The following is a 21,914-nucleotide window of genomic DNA, read 5'->3' as shown; positions in this document are numbered from 1 at the left end:
GGGGACACCCTAGAATCTTTCATCCATCTTGTAGGGTGTCCCTTTCTGGGATGGCCCCTTTTATTCCCCGGTTGGTTTTATTTTCCAGATTTGGTTCGGTTATCTTGCTTACACAACATTTGGCAATTTTCTGAAATAGTCTTTCCGCCTTCGTGCCAGGGCTTTATATGATCGGCTTCCATTTCCTCTGTCTCAAAACGTTTCTTGCATTTTATGCATTTACCTTTTTGCTTTTCATATGCTTCTCTTTTTTGCTTATCTGTAAATGCTCTAATATTCAAGAATTTTTCATTTCGAGTTAAAACATACGGATAAATTCCGGATTTTTTTGTTACGTCTTCGTCCTGCATTAACTCTTTAATCTCAGATTCTAGTTTGTTAGCGTTCAGTTTCTTATCTTTGAATACATTGTACAATTCCCCCCATGCCACACTACTCATCTCTCTACGATAATTCGTAAATGTTGCCCGTATCCACGCAATTACTTTTTGAAAATAATCCCACAGCCCGTTGGCATTCGCATCGTGTTGATGTTTTGCCATATAATCTTCTATTTTGCCGTCATTTATCCACACCAGTACAGTTTCTAAATATTCTTGTCTAATTGGCGAACCACTTACTAATTGGCCCCCGTCATTTGCTAAGCGATATGCCGCACAATTTGATTTGCTAAATTTCAATTTCGCGTCACTAAGCCACGGCCCGGTATAAACAGCATTACGGATTTCCTGATCGTTAACTTTCTCTCCGTAGGTGTTGATAACCCTAAACCAATCCAGTCGCTCTATATCCGTGCCTTCGCAGAAATAAATCATTAGTTCATAATCAAGAATTTTATTCTGCTCCTCTTTGGTCAGATTATGAAAAAAACGGTTGTCCAGAGAATAATCGCCATTAACATATTGCCCGATACTAATGGTGCGTTGTTGGCCGTCCAGCATTTCGTAGCCACCGTCTTCTCTAATCATCCAATACATTACATTCAACGGAAAGCTGTTTTTGATAGTTTCGATTACGGCATTGCGCTGATCTGCCTTGTACACAAACTCACGCTGATATTTTGGACGAATATCAAGTTTGCCACTATAAGCCACCACGCCTTCTTCGGCACTGTCTTTGTAGCCTGCTATTACTTTACGAATTTGAATTTTGTGCAGTTCGATTTTCATATTTTATCTTCTTTTTATTCTTAATCAAAACCCTAAAGTACGTCGATTTTCCGCCTATCTCTGTCATATGAAGATGCTTTTTTACAGCATTATTATTCAGACCAGCAACGTCTAATATAGTGTATCGATTTAAGCCATCAATGATTTCAAATTGATTAGGATTGTATTTATCGAGAAAGGTAATTGGCACGCCCATAGTACCGCGGTAATCCATTGGAATTTCCGCAACTTTTGATACCTCGATTGCGTTGTAGTGGTCATATTTGGGATATTCTTCGGTATTGTATTTTTTATACAGAGTTAAATATTCTTTATGTTTTTCAACATCCATATTTGTGAACCAGCATGAAGTTGATACTCGTGCAATTTTTCTTCCTTTTTCATCTTTATGATGAAAATGTTCCCAGTCGTCTGGTACGACAAAGAACATCCCAACATTAAAATTTGTATAACCGGTACGCAACTTATTATCTTTAATTAATTTAAAGATTTCTTTATAAGTTAACGCATTGGTGTTGCCTATAATTATGAACTTTTTTTCGTATTCTACAAGTTGAGCGACATATTCACGGAATAAAGAAAACGGCGGATTCGTTACAACTATATCCGCCTTTTTAATCAACTTTATGCATTCTTCGCTACGAAAGTCGCCATCGCCACGCAGAGGGGTTGCAGTGTTTTTGTCGTGTTTTAACAAATACTCCACATCGTCAAGATTTATCGCACCATTTCCATCAGCATCTGGAACTTTTTTGATCTCGATTTTAAATGGCTCTTTGCCCGATGGCTTTAACCCTTCTACCTCAAACAGCAATAACTGCCCACCGACAATAGGAGATTTAACATAACTTGTAGTAATAAGCTTCTTTAGCTTTAGTGCGTTAAAATTGGCAGCGAAATATTTAAAAAAATTACTCTCGAACGGATCGTCACAATTGCAATAAACAACCTTGCCACGAAATTGTTCTTTGTAGTGTTTTAACTCTTTTTCAATATCAACGAGTTGGGTATAAAACTCGTCTTTCTTTGCTTGGCTTGCTTTGCGTAAGTTTTTATTTAAAGACTTTGTTTCCATATTTTTATTTTCGGTTCGTGCCCCAAATAAATAAGCCGGGATTTTATTCCCGGCCATATAACCTTCTTATATGTAAGCTTGCATTGTCATTATCCATATTGGGTATTATTATAGCACTGAGGCTTTTTGTCTACAAGCAAATCGTGAGGCACTATATTGGCTCACCGGGGGTGTTCGGGGGGTCAGGAGGTGGTCCCGTTTTGGGCTTTGGTGTCTTGTAGGTGCCAACTTCTTGACGAAAGGATACTAAACAATACCACTCTATACTGAATGTTTTAAGGGGTTCGCAATTGGGGAAGTTGTAACTTACGGGGTGATAAGGCCTTGAGAAACGGCCTTTGTTGAATTACAAAACCGCTGCCCTACCAACTGAGCTACGCCAGCAAACTGTCTATCAACTTCTGAAACCTCAATGAGCGCCGCAGTCTCTCCGAAGCCCTACCTCAGTATCCGCATTGAAGGGCGAAGGAGGACCAGCATCTTGTCGGATTACCGTACCGAATGGCGGATACTTACGGCTATTTATGCTTCAGGGGCAGGATACCGGCCATTTCGCCGATGACGTTTACCAGCTCCGTATTTGCCGGGACGACGATCTTCGCGTTGTTCGCCAATGACTTTTCGACCGCCTCACCTAAAATGGGGTCAGCGCCTATTTATTAACAGAAAATGGTCGCTGTCCCTATTTTCCTTGAAAAGTGGTAGTGACGTCCACCAATAGTTCATTGCTTGATCCTGTTAATCTCTTCTTCTGCCGTCTTCAATTTTTCCAAAATACTTTCAAAAGACGGCGGGTCCTCAAAAAACATTTCCTGCATTTGCCGATAGTCATCATTTAGCTGAACAAGATGCTCTCCTAAAGGCATTAACCGAAGACTCCCGGGCTTTGCCAAATCATACCGCGCCTTACTGTCTTTAAAAAATAAGTCCTTATGCTCAGCAACTTTTATCAACAAGTCAATATTCTGAATAGCTTTGCTATAAATAGAAGAACCAACCATCTCGCCCACGTCGTAGTAGTGGCGTGACATCCTTGCGCGTAATTTTGAGCCATGGCTTATTGCATGTAATATTGTCGCTTTTTCCCAGAATGTTCTTTCGGCCCCCAAAACGCGTACCTGCGCGCCTTCAATAGTCACCTTACCGGCCGCATCAGAAACATAAGGCTTAACAGACATAACCGCAACAGGCCAATGATCCGATCTCGCTCCGAGTTCAATTTTTACAACGGGCTGAACATAGCCGCCCTTGCCATTTTCGATAGCGCTCGGGTAGGTAAATAAAATGGTTTGATTATCCGGATCATCAGGATCCAGTTTAATCACCCATTTCCCTATACTAGATAAAGCGGAGCCAATGTTATCCTCCAACTCGGGAATAATCACATCGACAATCTTTTCTTGGCATGCCTGCTTCAAGCGATCCAACCTTCGCTGATTTTCTTTAGTGCCCTGTTTCCTGTCTGGTTCAATCGATTCTTGACTTGTTAAAAAAGTCCTTTCGATTGAAACATCAACGTCTTCGGAAAAACGCTTGATAACGTTATAGCACTTAGAAAGCGACGTGCCTCCTTTGAACGTCAAGTGACTGCCTGATTTAGGCAATGAAAAAAGCATTTTGAGTATCCAGCATACCCAGAAATCTTTTTCTATAAGCTGAGGCGTGACACCTAATTCATCCGCCACTACATCAAAATATGCTTTTTTATCTGAATCCTTTAATAACAAAAAATTATCCATAAACTTCTCACTTTTGTATTCTTCTAAAGATATTTCCTATCCATGCCGGGGCATAACGAATATCATTCATAAGCGTACTTTTATCATCACCGGACAATCGTCTTTTAAGCTTTGCAATGACAGTTGCATCTATATTACGCTGCTTTAAATAACGCAGGGCCTGAATGACTAATCCACTTATCCGTCCTGCTGTTGCCATGTTTCTCGGCGTTGTTCTTTTTAAAACGATCTTCCTTTTACCTATTTGCACTTTACGATTAGGGCCGTCCGTGAAAAAAACAATCTTTGCCGGAACCTGCTCCGTTAAACCAAGCAGATTGGCGGCATATGCGCCGGAAGGCTGAATTTTCAAATTATCTCGTCCCGCCAGTGCTTGTGCGATACGATCATAATTAGGCGGAAGGTCGCCAAAATCGGGATGTTTCGCGGGGTAGTCATACAATCCTCGAGCCAAACGACGTATAGTTCCTGATTTAGTCAGACGTCCCAAAGTCTGATCAACGGCTGTACGACTTCCAAGGTCAAGAAATGTGATTGGAGTAAAGACCCAACCCCTATGCCTTCCGTATATCCTGTTAAGTATCCTATTATCAATGCTTTGCGTCATTTATGCCACCTCTCTCTTGTCAGAAAAAATATACACTTTTTCTGACAGAATGTCAAGCTATTTTTTCTCTGTTTTGTCGTACTTCAACTATATGAGATTATATTAGATTGTATGAGATTATGCCCGGCCAGATATACGCCTCTTTAGCGCAGACGACTGGCTATGTCGGATACTGAAAATGGAGTGTACGATTTGGGCGCAGGGCGATGTTTTGACCATTCGCTTATCTCATCCCCTCGGAATCGCCATTGGCCGCCGAACCTAAAGGCAGGGATCTTCTTCGCTCTTGCCAGCCTACGAACCGTATAGGGATGGAGCTTGAACTGTTTCACCTAAAATGGGGTCAGCGCCTATTTATTAACAGAAAATGGTCGCTGTCCCTATTTTTGTCCACAGACGTAGCCGACGTTAAAACGTCGGCTACTGCGATGCGCTACGGCATGGGTGAAATAACGCAGTTGCGACAATATCGCGGATACTTACGGCTATTTGTGCTTCAGGGGCAGGATACCGGCCATTTCGCCGATGACGTTTACCAACTCCGTATTTGCCGGGACGACGATCTTCGCGTTGTTCGCCAGTGACTTTTCGACCGCCTCGAGTTTCCGCAGGACCTGCGCGTTGCCCACAAAATAGTGCTCTGCCGCCTCATTGACCAGCTTTATCGCCGCCGCCTCACCCTCCGCCTCCAGGATGCGCGCCTGCTTTATGCCCTCGGCCTTCTTGATCTCCGCCCTCTTCTGGCCGTCTGCCGCGGTCTCGGTCGCGGTGGCATAATCGATCGCCGCGATCTTCTCGTTCTCTGCCTTGACGACCTTATTCATCGTCTCCTGGACGTCCTTGGGAGGGTCTATCTCTTTCAGCTCGGTCCTGACGATCTCCAGCCCCCAGCTCGCGGTCTCTTCGCAGAGGGTCTTGTGCAGCTCGGCGTTGATCTTGCCCCTCTCGCTGTTGGCCGATTTCAGGGTAAGGGTGCCGATGATATTCCTCAACGTGGTGCGCGCCAGGTTCACGATCTGCCACTGGTAATTATTCACGTTATACTGCGTGCTCTTCACGTTATCCTCATCCGCCTTCACCTTGAAATATACCTGCGCGTCGACCTTGGCATTCAGGTTATCGTTGGTGATGATCTCCTGGGGCTCGGCGTCTATCATCTGTTCCGTTATATTGATCCTGTAGAGCACTTCGACCGCCGGGATTATCCAGTTGAACCCGGGGCTGGCAAAGCGGTTATACCTGCCGAACCTCTCGACAAGCCCCCTGTGCGTGGGGCGCACGATCCTTATCCCCAGAAGAAATATGACCACTATGACCGCTATTATCCAACCCATAAGACCCATGCCGCACCTCCTGTTATTTCCGAAGATCTATTCTATGCCGGGGGATATCCTCAGCCGCTTCTTTTCGGAATGTATCTTCTTATCCCTGAGTATCTTCTCCCTGGCCCTGCGGGAGCGTCTACGTTTCTGGCGCCTTATCTTCTCTATCTCCTTCCGCTCCCTCGCCTCCCTGCCCAGGACGAGCGATTCGACCTTACCGACGAGTATCCTCCTGGCAAGAAGCCGGTTCAGGGCCTGGGAGCGCTCCCTCTGGCACTTGACCTCGATACCCGTGGGCCTGTGCCTGAGGTATACGCACGCGGACGTCTTATTGACCTTCTGCCCGCCCGGCTTGCTCGAGCATATGAACTTTTCCTCGAGGTCCGCCTCCCTGATCTTGATCACACACGAGCCGTCTATAGTTCGAATTTCTTCGTCTCTTCTTTCTTGCTCTTGGAGAACCTGTTCTTCGTGCTGTCGAGAGTCTGCTGGAGGGCGGTGAATATCTTATCCACCTCTTCCGTAGAATATTCGTAGCCGGAAGAAGAGAGGTTCCCGATCAGCTCTACCTTCTTGAGCGCGTTCGCCACCCTCTGCGTCGCCAGCCTTTTGAATTTATCATGTTTGCTTTCTACAGCTGCATCTGCCATGACTTCCTCTCCTTTTTTGGTTACCGCTTTCCCGTGACAGGCGCGGGCCCCACGCCCGGGCCAAAGCTATCGTCCCCTGATCTTATCGAGCCAGGGGTTAAGTCTCCGGATGAATTCGCCATAAGCGGCCTTCTCTCCGGCCGTGAACGCGCCTCTCACGGCGCCGTCGTACTCGATCCTCTCTTCGAGACTTTCGTGGACCGTCTCTTTTATGTATTTGACGGCGTTCGCCGTATCGCTTACGCCGTCCCAGCGCTCATTTACCGGGAACCCCGCCTTCGCGAGCGGCCTGTCCCATGTGGCATCGACCAATACCCATCTGCCGTCGATCAGGGCCTTGCAGGCGAGGTGGCCGGTTATCGGCATCTTCTTTACGAGCGCCCTCAGGTCGGGAGGATACTTTACGCCTGGGTCATCCCAGCTGAAGGTGTATGTGGCGTACTTAACGCTTATCCCCAGCATGCCGAACATCGTCCCGAGTAAAAAGTGCTTCGGCACGCATGAGCCCTTGCATAATTTCAGGAGGCCGGAAGGGCCGGCGGCCGGGTCCCTCAAAGACGGGACTATCGCATACGGTATGTCGCGGATATGCTCGAATACCGATATCCTCGCCTCTTTAGGGTCCTTCCCTTTCGTCCATTCTTCGAATTTAGACGCTATAAGGTTATCTTCCGTCTCCATGGGATAATTATATCACAAATCTTCGCGGGTTAACACTTCGCCGTAAGGTCCTCCCGGGAGTGCGCCTGCTCACTCCGCGCCCTTATGTCCGCTATCCTCGTAAGGACGGGCGGATGGCTGTAAGAGAAGAAGACCTTAAGGGGATGCGGGGTGAGGTTCGTCAGGTTATCGGCGCTGAGGCGCTTAAGCGCCCTTATCATCGCTTCCGCATCTTTATACGTATCGACCGAGAACCTGTCTCAGGACTGCCGGTAAATAATAACTCATGATCGACCCATCCTATTTCAGGCCCTTCCTGGCCTTTTCCCGTTGCAGGTCGCCGATAGATGAATAGTACTCGGTCTTTGTTATCTTGCCCTTATCAAAAGCCTCGTCGAGCGCCCTCTCCTTCTCCTTAAGCATCAAAGAGGCGCAACCGCAACATGCCGTTACCATAACGACTGCCCCTATTACCGTCATCCTACCCTTCGCCATATTTTGTACCATCACAGGACCTTTATCAGCTTCTCCACCTTCAATATGTCCATAAGCCGCTCTTCCGGGTCATGCAGGTTAGTAACGAATATCTCCGTCCCGGAACCTATATGCTCCTTGATGAAGTTGATTATGCATGCGAAGGCGGTCGTATCCACCCGAACGGCTCTCGCGAAATCGAGTATGATCTTCCCCGCGTCCCCGTTCTCCTTTATCTTCTTGCAGCACTTCTGTATCGAGGGTGTCGTAGAGCTGTCAAAGTCGCCTATTATCTTTATAACGACCTCCCCGTCCTTCTTCTGGACGGTCACATTACTGTTCCCGCATATCTCGTTATTCTTCATCGTTATTCCCGGGGAATTTACTGCTTCAACATATCATCGAGCATCTTATAGTAATCGCCCGCGGACTCAAGTGATCTGGCGAATCCTATAAATAGGACTATGCTCAACACAATGATGGCGATGCTGATAAATATCTTACCCTTCGGTCGAAACCCCGGATTGGCCCAAAGCAACGGCAAAGCCAGCGGTCCGACACACAAAATAGCGACGGCCAGCGTCGTATTTCTAAAGTACCACTTCTTATCTTCTTTTTGCGACATATCTTTACCTCCGGGGTCCCGGAAATTTGGAAATTCTCCCGCCTACTTCCCTATCTGCAGGAGATTCAGGCCGGTCGAGGGGTCGAGGTCCTTTGCCGCCTTTACGCCCTTGAGCTCGAAGATGACCGCCTCTATGACGAGGAAGACCTTCGAGCCCTTCCGGACGCAGCCGGTGAGCGTCTTGTTCCTCTTTCCCATGGAGGTGTGGATGTGTATCTGCGGACCGCTCTTATTCGTGAATATCGTCCCGGTGCCGAAGACCTCCCACGCGCCCTTGAAACTCGTCCAGTTCGGATCGGGCGGGATGACAGGTCTCTTCGGGCCCGTCACGAGGTCCCCTTCCCTCAGCGCGCCCAGGAATATGAAGGTCGCCGCCTTGATCCGCTCTTTCCGGGCGAGGGCGTCTATCTCTTCCAGGAGGATGTCCTTATCGTCGAACTTGACGAGGAATACCCTTCCTATCGTGCCTCTGGTATATCTCATAACCGGCACCTCCGATCATTCATGCCTTATCCTTTACCGTCCTTCACCTGCGGAAATTTGCCGCCGAGGGCGTCCTTTACCATCGCCTTGACCTCGGCGCTGAAGTCCTTGGTGAGCACCCACTCCAGGTATTCGCGGTCGGAGCCGGCGATCTCCTTCAGGCTCTTCTTCTTCCCGTACTTGCCGAAAGTCGGGTAAAGCTCGCCGTTCCACCAGCAGAACTTCCGTCCTTTATCGAAGTAATCGTTCGAGCGTTCGTAGTCGATGTCCCTTAAAGACCCCAGCCCATTCTCCTCCGATCCGTATTGCCTTATCTGAGCGTCTAGTATATCCATGGCGGCCTCCGCGTCGTTCAGGGCGGAATGCGCGTTCTCGAGCTTCTTGCCGCAGTAGAGGAGATAGGCGGCCATAAGGTCCCTCTTCTCGTGTATATGGTATATCTTCTGGGCGTCATAGATCTCGCGGTCGCGCCAGGAGAAGCTGAGGCCCGCATCGTAGAATTCGCGCTCCATGAGAGGCAGGTCGAACCTCAGTATATTAAAACCCGCGAGGTCGGAGTCCCCCAGGAACGACAGGGCCTCCCCCGCTATCTCCCTGAAGGCCGGCTTGTCCCTGACGTCGGCGTCCGTGATATTGGTGATGCGGCTGACGTTCGGGGGTATGGGGATACCAGGGTTGACGCGCCTTATGTAATCGGTCCTTGCCCCGCCCGGCATAAGCTTGATCAGGCCTATCTCAACGATCCTGTCTTTTTCGACCCATGTGCCGGTCGTCTCCAGGTCGAGTATCACCAGCGGCCGCAATATCTTCATATATCCTTTATCCTTTTAAACCAGTTCTTCAAACTTGTCCCTGAACTCATATATACGGCGGTCGAATATGATGTCGCTCCCGGTCACCGGCCGCTTGAACGTTATGCCGTCCAGGGAGGTGCACCTGCTGAGCGCCACATATAACTGGCCGTGGGTGAACGCCCCGTTACCGAGATCGATCACGACCTTATCGAACGTCTGGCCCTGGCTCTTATGTATCGTTATGGCCCAGGCCAGCTTTATGGGATACTGCTCGAATACCCCGACGACCTCGTCCTCTATCTTATCTTCCTCTTCGTTGTAACTATACTCTATCTTCTGCCACTTGACTACGGGGACGTCGCATGTGCGTCCGTTTATATCGACGACTATCGAATCGTCCGACAGGGCCACGACCTTCGCGAGCGTCCCGTTCACCCACTGCCTGTCGGGGTCGTTCTTTATCAGTATCACCTGCGCGCCCTCCTTAAGCCTGAGGGCCGCGTCTGCCGGGTATGCCGACTCTTCGAACTTCCCGGTCGCCGCCGCCTCGTACACTATCTCCCTGCCGGGGAGCTCCGACAGGCGCTCCCGGTTTATCCTGTTAGCAAGTACGTTCGTCGTCGTCAGGGTCACCGTCGCGTCCTTGCCGGAGACGGAGGCGCCTCTTTGGACCCTCCTGTTCAACGTGGCCAGGTCCGCGCCGGTATATTCCTTGTTCCGGACCCTGTTCAGAAGCTCCATGAACGAGCTGTCCTTCTGCCTGTAGATGGACGACAGCTCGATGAGGCGTATATAGAGGTCGTCGAAGGCCCTGGCGCTGAAGAAATAAGGGCTCGGGTAGAGCTCCCCCATCACTTCCTTAGCTTCGTCTTCGACCACGGGCGAGAGCTGGAAGAGGTCCCCGAAAAATACCATCTGGACCCCGCCGAACGGGTCCTTCATCCTGCCGCGGTTCAAGCGCAGCGCGTAGTCGATACCGTCCATGACGTCCGCCCGCACCATTGAGACCTCGTCTATTATCACCATGTCGAGATTCTCGATGAGGGTCCTGTCCCTGAGGCGCTTTATGGTATCCTTGTGGATTATCTTCGGGGGCAGCCGGAAGAAGGAGTGGATCGTCTGCCCGCTCACATTGATGGCCGCTACGCCCGTCGGGGCAAGGACGATTATCTTCTTGCCCGTATGGGCCTTGAAATACCTCAGGAGCGTCGATTTGCCGGTGCCGGCCTTGCCCGTGATGAAGATGCACTGCCGGGTATTCTCCATGATATTGAATGCCGACTTGAATTCATCGTTCATCTCAAGGTCTTCGGGGAGATGGTCTTCCGCCGTCACCTTATCTATATATGGTCTCATATTTTCAGACGCTATTATAGCTCCAATCCCTCTAATCGGCAAGAGAGGCTTTATAATAAAAAACGGCCCCCGAAGGAATCGAGGGCCGGTGTGAAAATTACTAAGCGGTCTCTATTACGTTCTCTTTTGCCTCTTCATAAATGCCGCCGCCGCGCCGCCTATCCCGAAGAGCGCCATAGTGGCGGGCTCAGGGACGACCGGACTTTGACCCGGAACACCCTGGACCTTCAGACCGAAATTCGCGTTCGCGTATGAATTATAATTGGGGTAGCTGGGATATGCGACCGCATAACCCGAAAGCGGGTTCGGCACGGGATGCTGCATATACCCGTCATACATATATCCCTGCCTCGTCTCAAAGGCCGCCCAGTATGACCCGGGCCCGAGCGTAAGGCTCAACCCGCTCACGCCATACCAGTTGTGCGCTATTGTCGTAGTCCCCGGCAGGTCAAAGAGGCCGCTATAGAGCTCATTGCTCTTATTCGGGACCGTCCCGCCGTCGCCGTAGACGACCAGCGTCAGTTTGGATGCCAGGCTGTTGGAATAACCGGTCGAGATCCAGCCCTGGATATCCGTCACCGTATAGGTCTGGCCGAGCGTGAATTTACCGGCTAACCATTGAAAATAGCTATAGCCGGGGACATTGCCCACCAGGATCGGGCCGCCGTTCAGCGGATCGGATACGCTGCCGGTATCGACGATAACCGCGGCTTTGGCCGGGCCAACGGATAAGATCACCGACACTATCAAACCGATAACGATAAGTCCCTTCTTCATACCATCTCCTTTTCGGTTACGATCCCCGATAAAAAATTATACTCTCTTCTTCTTCCTTATGAATGCAGCTACCGCGCCGCCGATGCCGAAGAGGGCCATCGTCGCGGGTTCGGGAACGACATCGCCGCCCGTGTCATACGCGGTGTAAGTGAAGTCGTCCATCAGCCACCACCGCTCGTTCTCATACAAAGGGGCATGCGGTGCCGGATTTTCGGTCGCGATGAATTCCAGCCTGTCGATGCCGGAGAAATTCGCGGCGCAATAGACGAAGCTGTCGGTGAGCGAATGCGTGACCTCGCCTACCAGGTCGCTGCCGTTATACCCTTTCATCGTTATCGTCGTCGAAGAATAGTCGTAGATCTGGTTCTGGGAAAGCCACGGTATGAAAGAAGCCCCTATAAAATCGAAGTTTGAGCTCCGGGTGACGGTTGAGACGAGGATGCCGTTACCGTTATAGACGGCATGGTCGTAAGAAGGGAAATTTATCGGGTCGTTGCCGTAAAAACCGCTTTCGTTAATGAAGTAAAAATTCTCGTCCCAGGTGAACCCGCCGTACCCCTGGTTGTTGAAGATCACGGTCTCGCCCGACTGTGAGCCCGTCTCAAAATCGAGCACCGACGCCTCTGCGGCGTGGCTACCTAATATCATTGCAGCGATAAGAAATACCGCAACCGCCATTCCCCTGATATTCATATACTCCCTCCTTTATGATCATATACAGACAAAAATTTCTTACACCACTAATATAAGCAATTTTTGTGCCATATTAAATACAATGGATGCGTCTTGTAACTTATTGGATACCAATATGATGGGATACGAAGTATGACAGACTATGACAGGGGATATGTACAGCTAAGTGGACAGAGATGTACTATTGCGGGGCAGGGGTCTTCACCTTCACGGTATATACGGCCGTCTTGGTCGCGGGGAGCTCCTTTTGCGACGGTTTGGCAAATTTAAAGGAGAGGACCGTCTCCCCTTCGCCCAGCGCCCTGAAGCTCCAGACCTCCGTGCCGTCAGCGCCCTCCATCCCGCCCTTCGGCCTGACGAATTCGGTGCCGAGCGGTTCCAGGAGCTTTCTGTCGAAATTCTTATCGAGCACCCACTTGTAGCCCCTCGAGTGGTTCGCCTTCAGCTTTATGGCAAACTCCTGGTAAGGCCTCTGGGAGATCGTCAATGCTATATTGGGGTTCTCTTTCTCTTCGTCCTTATCGGCGGCGAAGCTCAAAAGCGTAAGGGTCGTAAGGGCTGTAAGGGCCGCGGCCAAAAAGGCTATCGTCATCTTAGCGCGCCTTCCCAGGATCATGTTCATCGTCATACGCCCCCCCTCTTCTTAATAGTTCTTGGAATACTCGATATGGCCGGATTGGTTCGTGATGGTGACCCCGTGGTAGAGTTTCATGGTGAAGATATTGTGCAGATCCAACTTTTGCATGGGAAATGTGCAGAGCGCGGTGATCTTCTTTTCCTTTAAAAGTTCGTTCACCCTCCGCTCATAATCGACGAACTTTTCCCAGTTCACTTCCGGGAGCCAGGAGGCGTCCCCGCTGATACGCAGGGCGGAGAACCCCTTCTCCAGGGCATCTCGTTCCATTCTGGTAAGTCCGTCCAGGAGCTTATCCGGAGAGATTCCGTCCGGGCCGTTATAGACATCGGTCGAATTCATGAATTTCATCCGGCCTTTCCGTATATGGGCGTCGAGGTCCTCTATCTCTGCGCCGAGGGACTTCTTCGCGCCTTCGATCCCCATATACGGCGGGACGACCCAGACGCACAACTCATTATTCTCTACTCCCGTCCTGAAAAAAGATGCCGCTATCTGACACAGGTCTTTTTCTGTCTCATAGAACATACAGATATGCCTATCCATATAGAACTCCCATTAAAAAAAGCAACCCCTTCCCCCGGGTTGCTTATTGTCGTTGCACATTTAGGATGACCATTACCATACGCCACTCCTTTCGTGGCCACTCCAAATATATCTCAAAAGTCAGATTTAGTCAACAATAATAATGTAAGAAATGAAAAAGCAGGATATGGCCGCTTTTCATTGAGGTAATTATGTGGCATACTCTATATGAAGCTCTATAGGGATATTATAAGGGCTTTTTTTGACTACACTTACTAATATTGTTAACTAAGTGGGCCATGGGGATATCTATGTACAGGGTAAAGTTCGTTGCGTTCACGCTCCTCGCTTTTTATCTGATCACCGTCGGGCCGGCCGAAGCGTTCGACCGGGTCGTCTACTATGTCGATGGCGCATCGGGCAACGATCTGAATAGCGGCACATCTACGGACGCCGCGTGGAAGACGATAAACAAGGCCCTCGCGCAGGCCATCGTCAACCAGGCTAATAATACCGACACACGGGTGATCATCGCCGCCGGGACATACAGAGAGACGATGCGCCTCGATGCCTCATTTGACCCGCTCAATTTTATCACGCACACCAATACCATCCAGGAACGCCGGGCGTTCTACGACCAATACCCTTCTATCAGCATCGAGGCAAACGGGGAAGTCATAATATCGGGTTCGGACGTTTGGGACGGCTGGACCGGACAGGGTAACGGGATATACAGCCACCCGTGGCCGTACGACTGGGGCCTTTCCGCCGACATCTGGGCCGGGTCGCCGTATTATATTTCCATGGCGCCGATAGTCAGGCGGAGGGAGATGATATTCGTTAACGGTTCACTCCTTACCCAGGTCCTCGCCAGCGAAGAATTGAAGGAGGAGACCTTCTATATCGATGAAGAGAACGACATCGCTTACATCCGTCTTCCACAAACTACCGATATAGGAACGGCGGTTATCGATGTCTCTACGCGTAATGTGGGATTCAGCTCCGACTCCGCGATAAATGTCATCCTGAACGGTTTCACCTTTACGCATTTTAACAGCATCGTCGAAGAGTCCGCCGTGAAGATACAGGAGTCGGGCAATATCGTCATCGAAAACTGTAAATTCCTGTGGAACAACTGGAACGGCCTCTGGATAGGGGGCATACGCCATTCGACATGGGTCGGTGAAAGCAGCGACATCACGGTGAAGGGGGTCATAGCAAACTATAACGGGGGGAGCGGATTATGCGGCTGGCGCGCGGACTTTGTCCGTATCGAAGAGAGCGAATCCTCGTACAATGCCTGGCGGGCGGCATGGGGCGATTTCTATGACTGGGCGGTCGGGCAGAAGTTCATGTTCACACGGAACATGACGTTCACGCGATATAAGACGATAGGCAACCGGTCATGCGGGCTGTGGTTCGATTCGGACAATAAGGACATCCTGGTAGAAAATTCCGAGTTGAGGGATAACTACCTGAGCGGCATCATAATGGAGAGGAGCCAGGGGCCTTTTATCATAAGGAACTGCGCCATAAGATCCAATGAGAGATACGGCGTATATTCAACCTACTCCCGTAACGTCACGCTGGAAAATAATGAGATCTGCGATAACATCGGGTCCCAGATCGTGATAGCCGGCCAGGAGCCGGACGGAGAGGATAACTTCACTCCCGATCATGAGACCGGCGCCTTCCTTAACCTGCGCCCGGAGTTCTGGACCCTCACAAATAATACCATTGCCGGGGAAGGGAACTACCTGCTGGAAGGAGACATGGCAAAGGGGACCTTCTGGAAGCATTTTATAGACACTCTCATATCCGGCGGTAATTACTGGTATAACCCTTCCACGCCTTACCTATTCAGGGGATACTATCAGTACGGGGTAGACGCGAACGGTGATCCTGTCTATTATGAGGACGGCAGGACCATGGACCAATGGCAGATGCTTGCCGGACTTGGCGGCGGGCTGCTGGACCGGGATTCGTTCTTCGGGCTGCCCGGTTATATGAACCCGACCGTCACGCTCGAGTCGCCTGCTAACGGCCTTTCATTGAGGGACGGCGCCGTGACCTTCGCCGGGTCTGCCGTCAGCACCGCCGAACTGAAAGATATTAAACTGCATATGAAGTCCGGGGACGAGTTTACGGAGGTACAGGCCAAAGGCGTCACCGGATTAAACGCATCCGTGACGTTTGCCGAGACGCTGCCGGAAGGCGAGTATGTATGGAAGTGCTCTGCGACGGATATCCTGGATAATAACCGTTCCTCTCCCCGGCCCTATACGCTCAGGATAGACATGACAGCCCCGGCCATAGAGCTTTCCCAGAGAAGGTCCGGTGACAGCGTAGATATAACGGCCGGCGCGGAGGACCCTTCGGAGACGAGCCTCTTAATAGATTGGAACGGCAGCCTGGCAGGGTGGTGGAACTTTGAGGAGTGCAGCCAGTCGGGCGCGCCTGACGGCTCCGCCCATGATAATTTCGGACAGTTCATGGGCTCCCTGGGCCCCGCGAGCACGGTGGACGCAAAGAGAGGTAAGGCCCTGAGGCTGAACGGCACAAGCGATTATATAAATGCCGGGAACGGCGCCTCATTCAATATGGAAAATGAGGTCACGGTCGCGGCGTGGGTCAAGCAGACGTCCATAAAGACGGACGGTTACAGGTACATAGTCGGCAAAGGCACGGGGTTCCAGAATGAGCCGTATGTCCTTGCGGCAACCCAGCTCGGTACATGGCGATTCTTCACATGGAACGGGACAAAACAGCAGGCGAGGGAGACGGATGTCATACTGGGCAGCTGGCACCACGTGGCGGGCGTCTTTAACGGGACCTCCGTGCGTATCTATGTGGACGGCGCATTGAAGGGCGAGACCGCCTTCTCCAAGCAGACAATAGCCGTGGAAGGGCATAACCTCACCATAGGCGGACGCGACGGGGGCGGGAGGTGTTTCGACGGCTCTATCGACGATGTGGTCGTCTTCGACCGCGCGTTATCGTCCGAAGAGATAAGGTCGCTTTACAGCGCTGGCGCTGATAAACTTAGCCGCAACTTTGCGATCGTGACCGGCGAGAGATACGGCGGCGCGATACACGCTGTGGACGCCGCCGGCAACACCGCATCCCTGGAGATCACCGTAACCGCCGCGAGGCTGCCCATGGTACCCGCCGATATTGACGGTAACGGCAAGGCCGATATCGTCATCGACTTCGGCTCACTATACGGCATCTGGATAGCCCATGATGACGGCACCTGGAGCCGGCTCCATGACCTCTCTTCCCTCTCCTTAGCTGCCGGCGATATCGACGGCAATACAAAAGACGACATCATCATCGACTTCGGCCCCGAATACGGGATATGGGTGAGGCGCGATGACCAGGGCTGGGGCTTCATAAGCTCCGTAAGCCCGGAATCGATGACGACAGGCGATATCACCGGGGACGGCAGGAAAGAACTGGTGCTGGATTTCGGCCCTGCACACGGTATATGGGTCTGGCATAACGACGGCACATGGCTCCAGATAAGCTCCGTAAGCCCGGAATCGATGACGACGGGCGATATCACCGGGGACGGCGGGAAAGAGCTGGTGCTAGACTTCGGCCCTGCGTACGGTATATGGGCCTACAGCTGCGGCGCCTGGAGCAATATAAGCCCCGTAAGCCCGGAATCGATGACGACGGGCGATATCACCGGGGACGGCGGGAAAGAGCTGGTGCTGGACTTCGGCCCTGCACACGGTATATGGGTCTGGCATGACGGCGGGGCCTGGGATGAGATAAGCCCCCTAAACGCCGTCTCTATCACCGCTGGTGACTTTAACGGTAATGACAGAGACGACATAATCATCGACTTCGGCCCCGAATACGGGATATGGTTACACTATGATGACGGCAGATGGGACTTGATAAGCGATGTAAAGTCCGAAGCGATGATCGCCGGGGATACCGATGCTGACGGGAAAGACGAGATCATCATCGACTTCGGGACCGGTTACGGCCTGTGGGTGCGCCATGGCGACGGGAGCTGGACCCGCCTGAATGACCTGAGCCCCTAGCCGTCAGGCGACTATGCCCTTCAATGCCCTGAGGGCCGCGTCGTAATCCGGAGGCATGCCGAGCTCTTTCACGTATTCGACGTATCGCACCGTGTCGTCCTTATCTACGATGAAGACGGCCCTTGCCAGTAACCGCAGCTCCTTTATCAGGACGCCGTATTTCGATCCGAAGTCGCCGTCCCTGTGGTCGGAGAGGGTCTTCACCTTATTTATCTCGAACTCCTGGCAGAACCTCTTCTGGGCGAACGGGAGGTCCATGCTGATGAAGATCACGACCAGGTCTTTGGAGAGTTTCGCCGCTTCGTCGTTGAAACGCTTTATCTCCGTATCGCATACGGGCGTATCCAGGGAAGGGACGGCGGCGATGAGCTTTATCCTGCCTTTAAAATCCGCCAGCGTCTTCTCCGACAGGCCGGTATCGAGCACCCTGAAATCCCCCGCCTTCTGCCCCACCCTGACCTCATCACCCACAAGCGTTACCGGTTTACCTTTCATGGTCACTACATTTGCCCGTTCCATATAAACCTCCTTTTCGGAAGGGTCTTACGCCTTCCTTCTCCGTTCAGTTATCGCCAATACCACAAAGTACGCGATGATGCCCATGCATAGAGAGACCAGGATATACCCTATGACCACCGGGGCGATGATATCGTACACCGATAGCTGCAGGAGCTTCCCCCAGGTGAAATCTTTCAAAAAGAGAGACCACGAATCGCTTATATCACCGTAGCCGATGCCGGTCACGGCTGAACCCGTCTTAACGGCCAGGAAGAATACGGGTATGCTAAGCCACGTATTTGTCAGGATGCTGCTGAGTAACGCCGCGGCCCGGTTCACCTTTAAAAGTATGGCGAGGAAGAGCGCGGCGAAGGGGCCCGTGCCCGGCATGACGCCGAGGAGCACGCCGATCCCGAAACCCGCGGCTATCTTCTGAGGGGTGTCGTTGATCCTGAATATCTTCAGGTAGAGCCACCTGAAATACCGCAGGATCCTTGCCGTAAGAGGTCTCTTATCCATGCGCCCGGTGCCTATTTTGTCCGGCGGTGCCGCCATACCTCGACGGCCGCCGGCAGGATGGAGATGACCACGATGGCGAATATGACGATCGAAAAATGCTCTTTGACGATGGGGACGTTGCCGAAATAGAACCCGCCCCCCACGAAGACGGAGACCCACAATAGCGCGCCGGTCACGTTATAGAGGAAGAAGTAGCCGTAATTCATCCTGCCTACGCCGGCCACGAAGGGCGCGAACGTCCGCACGATGGGGACGAACCGCGCCAGTATTATAGTCTTGCCGCCGTACTTCTCGTAAAACCTGTGAGTGCGGTCGAGGTACTCTTTCTTGAAAATGCGGGAGTGCCCCTCCTCGAATACCCTGTGGCCTATGGCCTTGCCTATGGCGTAATTGACGCTGTCGCCTATGACCGCGGCGGCGGTGAGCACGATGAAAAGCCGCCAGAAGTCGAACGAACCGTTCGAGGCGAGCGCACCGGATGCGAAGAGGAGAGAGTCGCCCGGGAGGAACGGGGTCACTACGAGGCCCGTCTCCGCGAAGACGATCATGAAGAGCAGGAGGTAGGACCAGCTCCCGAAATTCTGGATCATTACATTAAGGTGTTTATCTATGTGGAAGACGAATTCCATGATCGTCTTTATCAGGTCCACCGGATCTCCTATGTCATATCAATGCCGGACGGCCGCATATGCCAGGGCCGATATCACCGCCGAACACGGTATCGTCAATACCCATGCCCATACTATACGGCCTGCGACTCCCCACTTTACCGCGCTCAGCCGTTTCAGCGAGCCGATGCCCATTATGGCGCCCGTTATCGTGTGTGTCGTGCTCACCGGTATGCCGAAGGCCGACGATATGAAGAGCGTTATGGCCGCCCCAGACTCCGCGCAAAAACCGTCCACCGGTTTGAGTTTCGCGACCTTCTGGCCCATCGTCTTGACTATGCGCCATCCCCCGAACATGGTGCCGAGGGCGATGGCGGTATAGCACATCAATACGATCCAGAAAGGTATATAAAATGTCTTGCCCAGAAGCCCCGCGCTGAATAATAAACTTGCGATGACCCCCATCGTCTTCTGAGCGTCGTTCCCGCCGTGGCCCATACTGTAGAACGCGGCTGAGAGCAGCTGCCCTTTCCTGAATATATGGTCCACCTTCAGGGGCGCGCTCTTACGGAAGAGCCAGTATACGGCAAAACCGAACCCGAGCCCCAGAACGAGCCCCAGTACGGGCGAGATGATTATGAAACTGACCGTCTTCATGATGCCGCTCCATACGAGCGACCCGGGCCCAGCCTTCACGAGCGCGGCCCCTATCATGCCGCCGATCAGGGCGTGGGAAGAGCTTGTCGGAAGGCCCAGGTACCACGTGATGAGGTTCCATCCGCATGCCCCGACGAGCGTCCCGAAGATGATCCCCTTATCGATTATCGTTATGTCTATTATGCCCTTGCCTATCGTGTTCGCGACGTGGAGGCCGAAGAAGAGGAACGCGATGAAGTTGAAGAAGGCCGCCCAGATGACCGCAAGGCGCGGCGACAGGACCCGCGTCGAGACGACCGTGGCGATAGAATTGGCCGAATCGTGAAAACCGTTCAGGAAATCGAACGCCAGCGCGAGGACTATCAGGAGGAGGATACTGAATGTCATGGATCAGGCCTGCTTCACGAGGATCGATTCCACCACATGCGCGACATCCTCGCAGATATCGAGGACCGTCTCGGCGTCCTGGTATATCTCTTTCCACTTTATTACGGCTATGGGGTCCTTCGATGTCTCGAAGAGCCTGCCGAGCACCTCGTCGCGCATCTCGTCGCCGACATTTTCGAGACGGTTGATCTCGACGCAGGCATCGAAGACCGTCTTCGAGTGCTTCATGGCGCGCATACCCTTTACCGCCCTGGATACGGCCCGGACCGACTCCTCGATCACCGTAGCGAATTTCACGAGGTCCTTATCGACCCCCTCGAGCTTATACACCTTCTTCCGGCTTATTATGGTGTTTATCATATCCACGATATCGTCGATCTCTTTGGTGAGGGCGTGTATATCTTCCCTGTCGAACGGCGTGATGAACGTCTTGTTCAGGCGGTCTATGACACTGTGCGCGGCGTCGTCTGCGTAATGCTCGATATCCTGTATCTTGCGGAGCACCTCCCCGTCCGCAGACCCGTTTGACACCACTTCCTTGAGGTAGCTCGCCGCGTCAACGGCAAAGTCGACCTGCTTGTCGAAGAGGTCGAAGAAGTTGAACTCTTTTGGCATAAAATTGAATAACATGACACACTCCTTCTTATATGGTTTTCAGGTTATTGTACCGAACGGAATGGGTTTAGGCAAGCAAATCTTGTTTCAGCGGGCCGCGTCGTCCTTCTTCCTCATCTCGGTCTCGACGAGGGTGCAGTCCTTATCGAAAAAGAGATAGACCTGCTCCCCGTCGAAGAAAGACGATGAGGCGCTCTTGTATATCCACTTCTCCATATTCTTGTCCCGGTCCCAGAGCGTAACGACCGGTTCGCCGTACCGGGCCCTGATCTCCGATGCCGGCCTGCCCTTAGCGAGGACCCCCGTCTCCAGTGCGCGCTTCACGCCGTTATAGGTCTGCGTCTCCCCGGCGTAGTGCTTCTGCATATTCGACTGGCCCTGAGCCACGTCTATCAGGTCATCGAGGTCGGCCATGGCGGCCGGGCAGACGAAAGCTATCACTAATAGGACGGGAAGGAGAGGTCCGGGTTTCAAAGGCTTGTGCCTACTGCGGAGGCGGACTGCGGGCTGTGCGGCTTCATGTGACATGCCTTCAAGATCTCCTGGAGCGGGGGCAATACCTGGAATGTCACCCTGGGGTTATCTATGGCCCCTTCGTACAGCACCTGTACCTTCGGCTGGAATGAGGACTCTTCGGTAAGGAAGATGCGCATTATGAACTGTTCGCCTTTTATGTAAAACGGGTAGTAGCGGGTCCAACCTTTTCTGCCGATATCCATATTCTCGAGGTCGAACCTGACCTTAGAGAGCCCCGCGAACCTGGCGCCATACTCCTTTATTATCGATTCTTTCGTGTATCTCTCGACGGCGTCAAGTTTATACAGGGTGAGCGCCAGGAGGATCGTGTCGTTGAGGTATCTGAAGGAAAGATTGGTTTCTGTTAAACTAACTTTTACCTTAGGCAGCGGTGAGTAGGGTTCCGCGGCCAGTTGCTGCAGAGCGATGTGTTGGGTAAGAAAAAAAATGGTCAAGACGACTGACAATTTTTTCTT

At 51.7% G+C, this 21,914-nt stretch carries 28 protein-coding genes; 1 reads left to right on the top strand and 27 read right to left on the bottom strand.

The window, feature by feature from the left end; translation table 11 throughout:
• Positions 1–77: 77 nt before the first annotated feature.
• The 20 genes from WC515_04595 to WC515_04500 form a co-directional block, all read right to left on the bottom strand.
• Entirely contained in the window at positions 78–1,169 is a 1,092-nt protein-coding gene (locus WC515_04595; protein ID MFA5146634.1) for a DUF262 domain-containing protein, read from the bottom strand.
• The gene (locus tag WC515_04590) at positions 1,135–2,244 is read right to left on the bottom strand and encodes an adenine-specific methyltransferase EcoRI family protein (GenBank protein ID MFA5146633.1); all 1,110 of its coding nucleotides are present in this window, start codon (positions 2,242–2,244) and stop codon (positions 1,135–1,137) included. Before WC515_04590 ends, WC515_04595 begins: the two co-directional genes overlap by 35 nt.
• Positions 2,245–2,966: 722 nt before the next feature.
• Positions 2,967–3,983, bottom strand: coding sequence for a nucleotidyl transferase AbiEii/AbiGii toxin family protein (locus WC515_04585; GenBank protein MFA5146632.1), 1,017 nt, complete (start codon positions 3,981–3,983; stop codon positions 2,967–2,969).
• A 7-nt stretch (positions 3,984–3,990) separates the two neighbouring features.
• Positions 3,991–4,590, bottom strand: coding sequence for a DUF6088 family protein (locus tag WC515_04580; GenBank protein MFA5146631.1), 600 nt, complete (start codon positions 4,588–4,590; stop codon positions 3,991–3,993).
• A 143-nt stretch (positions 4,591–4,733) separates the two neighbouring features.
• A complete protein-coding gene (locus WC515_04575) occupies positions 4,734–4,922 on the bottom strand; it encodes a helix-turn-helix domain-containing protein (GenBank protein MFA5146630.1) in 189 nt (62 codons plus the stop codon).
• Positions 4,923–5,075: 153 nt separating this feature from the next.
• Positions 5,076–5,933 carry an SPFH domain-containing protein gene (locus WC515_04570; GenBank protein MFA5146629.1) on the bottom strand — a complete coding sequence of 286 codons (858 nt, stop codon included), beginning with the start codon at positions 5,931–5,933 and terminating at the stop codon, positions 5,076–5,078.
• Between the two features lie 27 nt (positions 5,934–5,960).
• Entirely contained in the window at positions 5,961–6,317 is a 357-nt protein-coding gene (locus tag WC515_04565) for a peptide chain release factor-like protein (GenBank protein ID MFA5146628.1), read from the bottom strand.
• Between the two features lie 11 nt (positions 6,318–6,328).
• Complete coding sequence (locus WC515_04560) at positions 6,329–6,562, bottom strand: hypothetical protein (GenBank protein ID MFA5146627.1); 234 nt, start codon at positions 6,560–6,562, stop codon at positions 6,329–6,331.
• Between the two features lie 66 nt (positions 6,563–6,628).
• A complete protein-coding gene (locus WC515_04555) occupies positions 6,629–7,243 on the bottom strand; it encodes a hypothetical protein (protein ID MFA5146626.1) in 615 nt (204 codons plus the stop codon).
• A 29-nt stretch (positions 7,244–7,272) separates the two neighbouring features.
• Positions 7,273–7,443: a hypothetical protein gene (locus tag WC515_04550; protein MFA5146625.1), complete on the bottom strand. Its 171-nt coding sequence runs from the start codon at positions 7,441–7,443 to the stop codon at positions 7,273–7,275.
• A 79-nt stretch (positions 7,444–7,522) separates the two neighbouring features.
• Positions 7,523–7,729 carry a hypothetical protein gene (locus WC515_04545; protein MFA5146624.1) on the bottom strand — a complete coding sequence of 69 codons (207 nt, stop codon included), beginning with the start codon at positions 7,727–7,729 and terminating at the stop codon, positions 7,523–7,525.
• Positions 7,729–8,061 (bottom strand): STAS domain-containing protein, encoded by a 333-nt coding sequence (locus WC515_04540; GenBank protein ID MFA5146623.1) that lies wholly within the window; start codon positions 8,059–8,061, stop codon positions 7,729–7,731. The genes WC515_04545 and WC515_04540 overlap by 1 nt, the downstream gene beginning before the upstream one ends.
• 17 nt (positions 8,062–8,078) lie before the next feature.
• Positions 8,079–8,321: a hypothetical protein gene (locus WC515_04535; protein ID MFA5146622.1), complete on the bottom strand. Its 243-nt coding sequence runs from the start codon at positions 8,319–8,321 to the stop codon at positions 8,079–8,081.
• 42 nt (positions 8,322–8,363) lie between these two features.
• Positions 8,364–8,804 carry a DUF296 domain-containing protein gene (locus WC515_04530; protein MFA5146621.1) on the bottom strand — a complete coding sequence of 147 codons (441 nt, stop codon included), beginning with the start codon at positions 8,802–8,804 and terminating at the stop codon, positions 8,364–8,366.
• A gap of 26 nt (positions 8,805–8,830) precedes the next feature.
• Positions 8,831–9,616 carry a 3'-5' exonuclease gene (locus WC515_04525; GenBank protein MFA5146620.1) on the bottom strand — a complete coding sequence of 262 codons (786 nt, stop codon included), beginning with the start codon at positions 9,614–9,616 and terminating at the stop codon, positions 8,831–8,833.
• Between the two features lie 15 nt (positions 9,617–9,631).
• Positions 9,632–10,954: an AAA family ATPase gene (locus WC515_04520; GenBank protein ID MFA5146619.1), complete on the bottom strand. Its 1,323-nt coding sequence runs from the start codon at positions 10,952–10,954 to the stop codon at positions 9,632–9,634.
• Between the two features lie 114 nt (positions 10,955–11,068).
• Positions 11,069–11,731 (bottom strand): PEP-CTERM sorting domain-containing protein, encoded by a 663-nt coding sequence (locus WC515_04515; GenBank protein ID MFA5146618.1) that lies wholly within the window; start codon positions 11,729–11,731, stop codon positions 11,069–11,071.
• Positions 11,732–11,767: 36 nt separating this feature from the next.
• The gene (locus WC515_04510; protein MFA5146617.1) at positions 11,768–12,424 is read right to left on the bottom strand and encodes a PEP-CTERM sorting domain-containing protein; all 657 of its coding nucleotides are present in this window, start codon (positions 12,422–12,424) and stop codon (positions 11,768–11,770) included.
• 181 nt (positions 12,425–12,605) lie between these two features.
• Positions 12,606–13,052: a protease inhibitor I42 family protein gene (locus WC515_04505; protein ID MFA5146616.1), complete on the bottom strand. Its 447-nt coding sequence runs from the start codon at positions 13,050–13,052 to the stop codon at positions 12,606–12,608.
• 15 nt (positions 13,053–13,067) lie between these two features.
• A complete protein-coding gene (locus WC515_04500; GenBank protein MFA5146615.1) occupies positions 13,068–13,604 on the bottom strand; it encodes an MEDS domain-containing protein in 537 nt (178 codons plus the stop codon).
• Between the two features lie 290 nt (positions 13,605–13,894).
• On the opposite strand from WC515_04500, the gene WC515_04495 reads away from it, so the two are divergent.
• Positions 13,895–17,638, top strand: a complete 3,744-nt coding sequence (locus WC515_04495; GenBank protein ID MFA5146614.1) for a LamG-like jellyroll fold domain-containing protein — start codon at positions 13,895–13,897, stop codon at positions 17,636–17,638.
• 3 nt (positions 17,639–17,641) lie between these two features.
• Here WC515_04495 and tpx read toward each other — a convergent pair whose 3' ends face one another.
• From tpx to WC515_04460, 7 genes are all read right to left on the bottom strand, one after another.
• The gene (gene tpx / locus WC515_04490) at positions 17,642–18,157 is read right to left on the bottom strand and encodes a thiol peroxidase (protein ID MFA5146613.1); all 516 of its coding nucleotides are present in this window, start codon (positions 18,155–18,157) and stop codon (positions 17,642–17,644) included.
• 24 nt (positions 18,158–18,181) lie between these two features.
• A complete protein-coding gene (locus tag WC515_04485; protein ID MFA5146612.1) occupies positions 18,182–18,655 on the bottom strand; it encodes a DUF2062 domain-containing protein in 474 nt (157 codons plus the stop codon).
• Positions 18,656–18,666: 11 nt separating this feature from the next.
• On the bottom strand, positions 18,667–19,305 hold the full coding sequence (locus WC515_04480) for a DedA family protein (GenBank protein MFA5146611.1): 639 nt from the start codon (positions 19,303–19,305) through the stop codon (positions 18,667–18,669).
• An 18-nt stretch (positions 19,306–19,323) separates the two neighbouring features.
• The gene (locus WC515_04475; GenBank protein ID MFA5146610.1) at positions 19,324–20,307 is read right to left on the bottom strand and encodes an inorganic phosphate transporter; all 984 of its coding nucleotides are present in this window, start codon (positions 20,305–20,307) and stop codon (positions 19,324–19,326) included.
• Positions 20,308–20,310: 3 nt separating this feature from the next.
• On the bottom strand, positions 20,311–20,937 hold the full coding sequence (locus tag WC515_04470; protein MFA5146609.1) for a DUF47 family protein: 627 nt from the start codon (positions 20,935–20,937) through the stop codon (positions 20,311–20,313).
• Positions 20,938–21,009: 72 nt separating this feature from the next.
• Positions 21,010–21,396, bottom strand: a complete 387-nt coding sequence (locus tag WC515_04465; protein ID MFA5146608.1) for a hypothetical protein — start codon at positions 21,394–21,396, stop codon at positions 21,010–21,012.
• On the bottom strand, positions 21,393–21,893 hold the full coding sequence (locus WC515_04460) for a hypothetical protein (protein MFA5146607.1): 501 nt from the start codon (positions 21,891–21,893) through the stop codon (positions 21,393–21,395). Before WC515_04460 ends, WC515_04465 begins: the two co-directional genes overlap by 4 nt.
• Between the last annotated feature and the right edge of the window lie 21 nt (positions 21,894–21,914).

The sequence above is a fragment of the Candidatus Omnitrophota bacterium genome (genome assembly GCA_041650805.1).
Classification (GTDB): Bacteria; Omnitrophota; Gorgyraeia; order 2-01-FULL-45-10; family 2-01-FULL-45-10; genus JBAZKM01.
The sequence above is the reverse complement of the archived record's forward strand: the minus strand, read 5'-3'. Positions and strand labels throughout refer to the sequence as shown.

Excerpts from the sequence above, each read along its gene's own strand:
- WC515_04595 (MFA5146634.1), bottom strand. The coding sequence starts at position 1,169 with ATGAAAATCGAACTGCACAAAATTCAAATTCGTAAAGTAATAGCAGGC.
- WC515_04590 (MFA5146633.1), bottom strand. The coding sequence starts at position 2,244 with ATGGAAACAAAGTCTTTAAATAAAAACTTACGCAAAGCAAGCCAAGCA.
- WC515_04585 (MFA5146632.1), bottom strand. The coding sequence starts at position 3,983 with ATGGATAATTTTTTGTTATTAAAGGATTCAGATAAAAAAGCATATTTT.
- WC515_04580 (MFA5146631.1), bottom strand. The coding sequence starts at position 4,590 with ATGACGCAAAGCATTGATAATAGGATACTTAACAGGATATACGGAAGG.
- WC515_04570 (MFA5146629.1), bottom strand. The coding sequence starts at position 5,933 with ATGGGTCTTATGGGTTGGATAATAGCGGTCATAGTGGTCATATTTCTT.
- WC515_04560 (MFA5146627.1), bottom strand. The coding sequence starts at position 6,562 with ATGGCAGATGCAGCTGTAGAAAGCAAACATGATAAATTCAAAAGGCTG.
- WC515_04555 (MFA5146626.1), bottom strand. The coding sequence starts at position 7,243 with ATGGAGACGGAAGATAACCTTATAGCGTCTAAATTCGAAGAATGGACG.
- WC515_04550 (MFA5146625.1), bottom strand. The coding sequence starts at position 7,443 with ATGATAAGGGCGCTTAAGCGCCTCAGCGCCGATAACCTGACGAACCTC.
- WC515_04545 (MFA5146624.1), bottom strand. The coding sequence starts at position 7,729 with ATGGTACAAAATATGGCGAAGGGTAGGATGACGGTAATAGGGGCAGTC.
- WC515_04540 (MFA5146623.1), bottom strand. The coding sequence starts at position 8,061 with ATGAAGAATAACGAGATATGCGGGAACAGTAATGTGACCGTCCAGAAG.
- WC515_04535 (MFA5146622.1), bottom strand. The coding sequence starts at position 8,321 with ATGTCGCAAAAAGAAGATAAGAAGTGGTACTTTAGAAATACGACGCTG.
- WC515_04530 (MFA5146621.1), bottom strand. The coding sequence starts at position 8,804 with ATGAGATATACCAGAGGCACGATAGGAAGGGTATTCCTCGTCAAGTTC.
- WC515_04525 (MFA5146620.1), bottom strand. The coding sequence starts at position 9,616 with ATGAAGATATTGCGGCCGCTGGTGATACTCGACCTGGAGACGACCGGC.
- WC515_04520 (MFA5146619.1), bottom strand. The coding sequence starts at position 10,954 with ATGAGACCATATATAGATAAGGTGACGGCGGAAGACCATCTCCCCGAA.
- WC515_04515 (MFA5146618.1), bottom strand. The coding sequence starts at position 11,731 with ATGAAGAAGGGACTTATCGTTATCGGTTTGATAGTGTCGGTGATCTTA.
- WC515_04510 (MFA5146617.1), bottom strand. The coding sequence starts at position 12,424 with ATGAATATCAGGGGAATGGCGGTTGCGGTATTTCTTATCGCTGCAATG.
- WC515_04505 (MFA5146616.1), bottom strand. The coding sequence starts at position 13,052 with ATGACGATGAACATGATCCTGGGAAGGCGCGCTAAGATGACGATAGCC.
- WC515_04500 (MFA5146615.1), bottom strand. The coding sequence starts at position 13,604 with ATGGATAGGCATATCTGTATGTTCTATGAGACAGAAAAAGACCTGTGT.
- WC515_04495 (MFA5146614.1), top strand. The coding sequence starts at position 13,895 with ATGTACAGGGTAAAGTTCGTTGCGTTCACGCTCCTCGCTTTTTATCTG.
- tpx (MFA5146613.1), bottom strand. The coding sequence starts at position 18,157 with ATGGAACGGGCAAATGTAGTGACCATGAAAGGTAAACCGGTAACGCTT.
- WC515_04485 (MFA5146612.1), bottom strand. The coding sequence starts at position 18,655 with ATGGATAAGAGACCTCTTACGGCAAGGATCCTGCGGTATTTCAGGTGG.
- WC515_04475 (MFA5146610.1), bottom strand. The coding sequence starts at position 20,307 with ATGACATTCAGTATCCTCCTCCTGATAGTCCTCGCGCTGGCGTTCGAT.
- WC515_04470 (MFA5146609.1), bottom strand. The coding sequence starts at position 20,937 with ATGTTATTCAATTTTATGCCAAAAGAGTTCAACTTCTTCGACCTCTTC.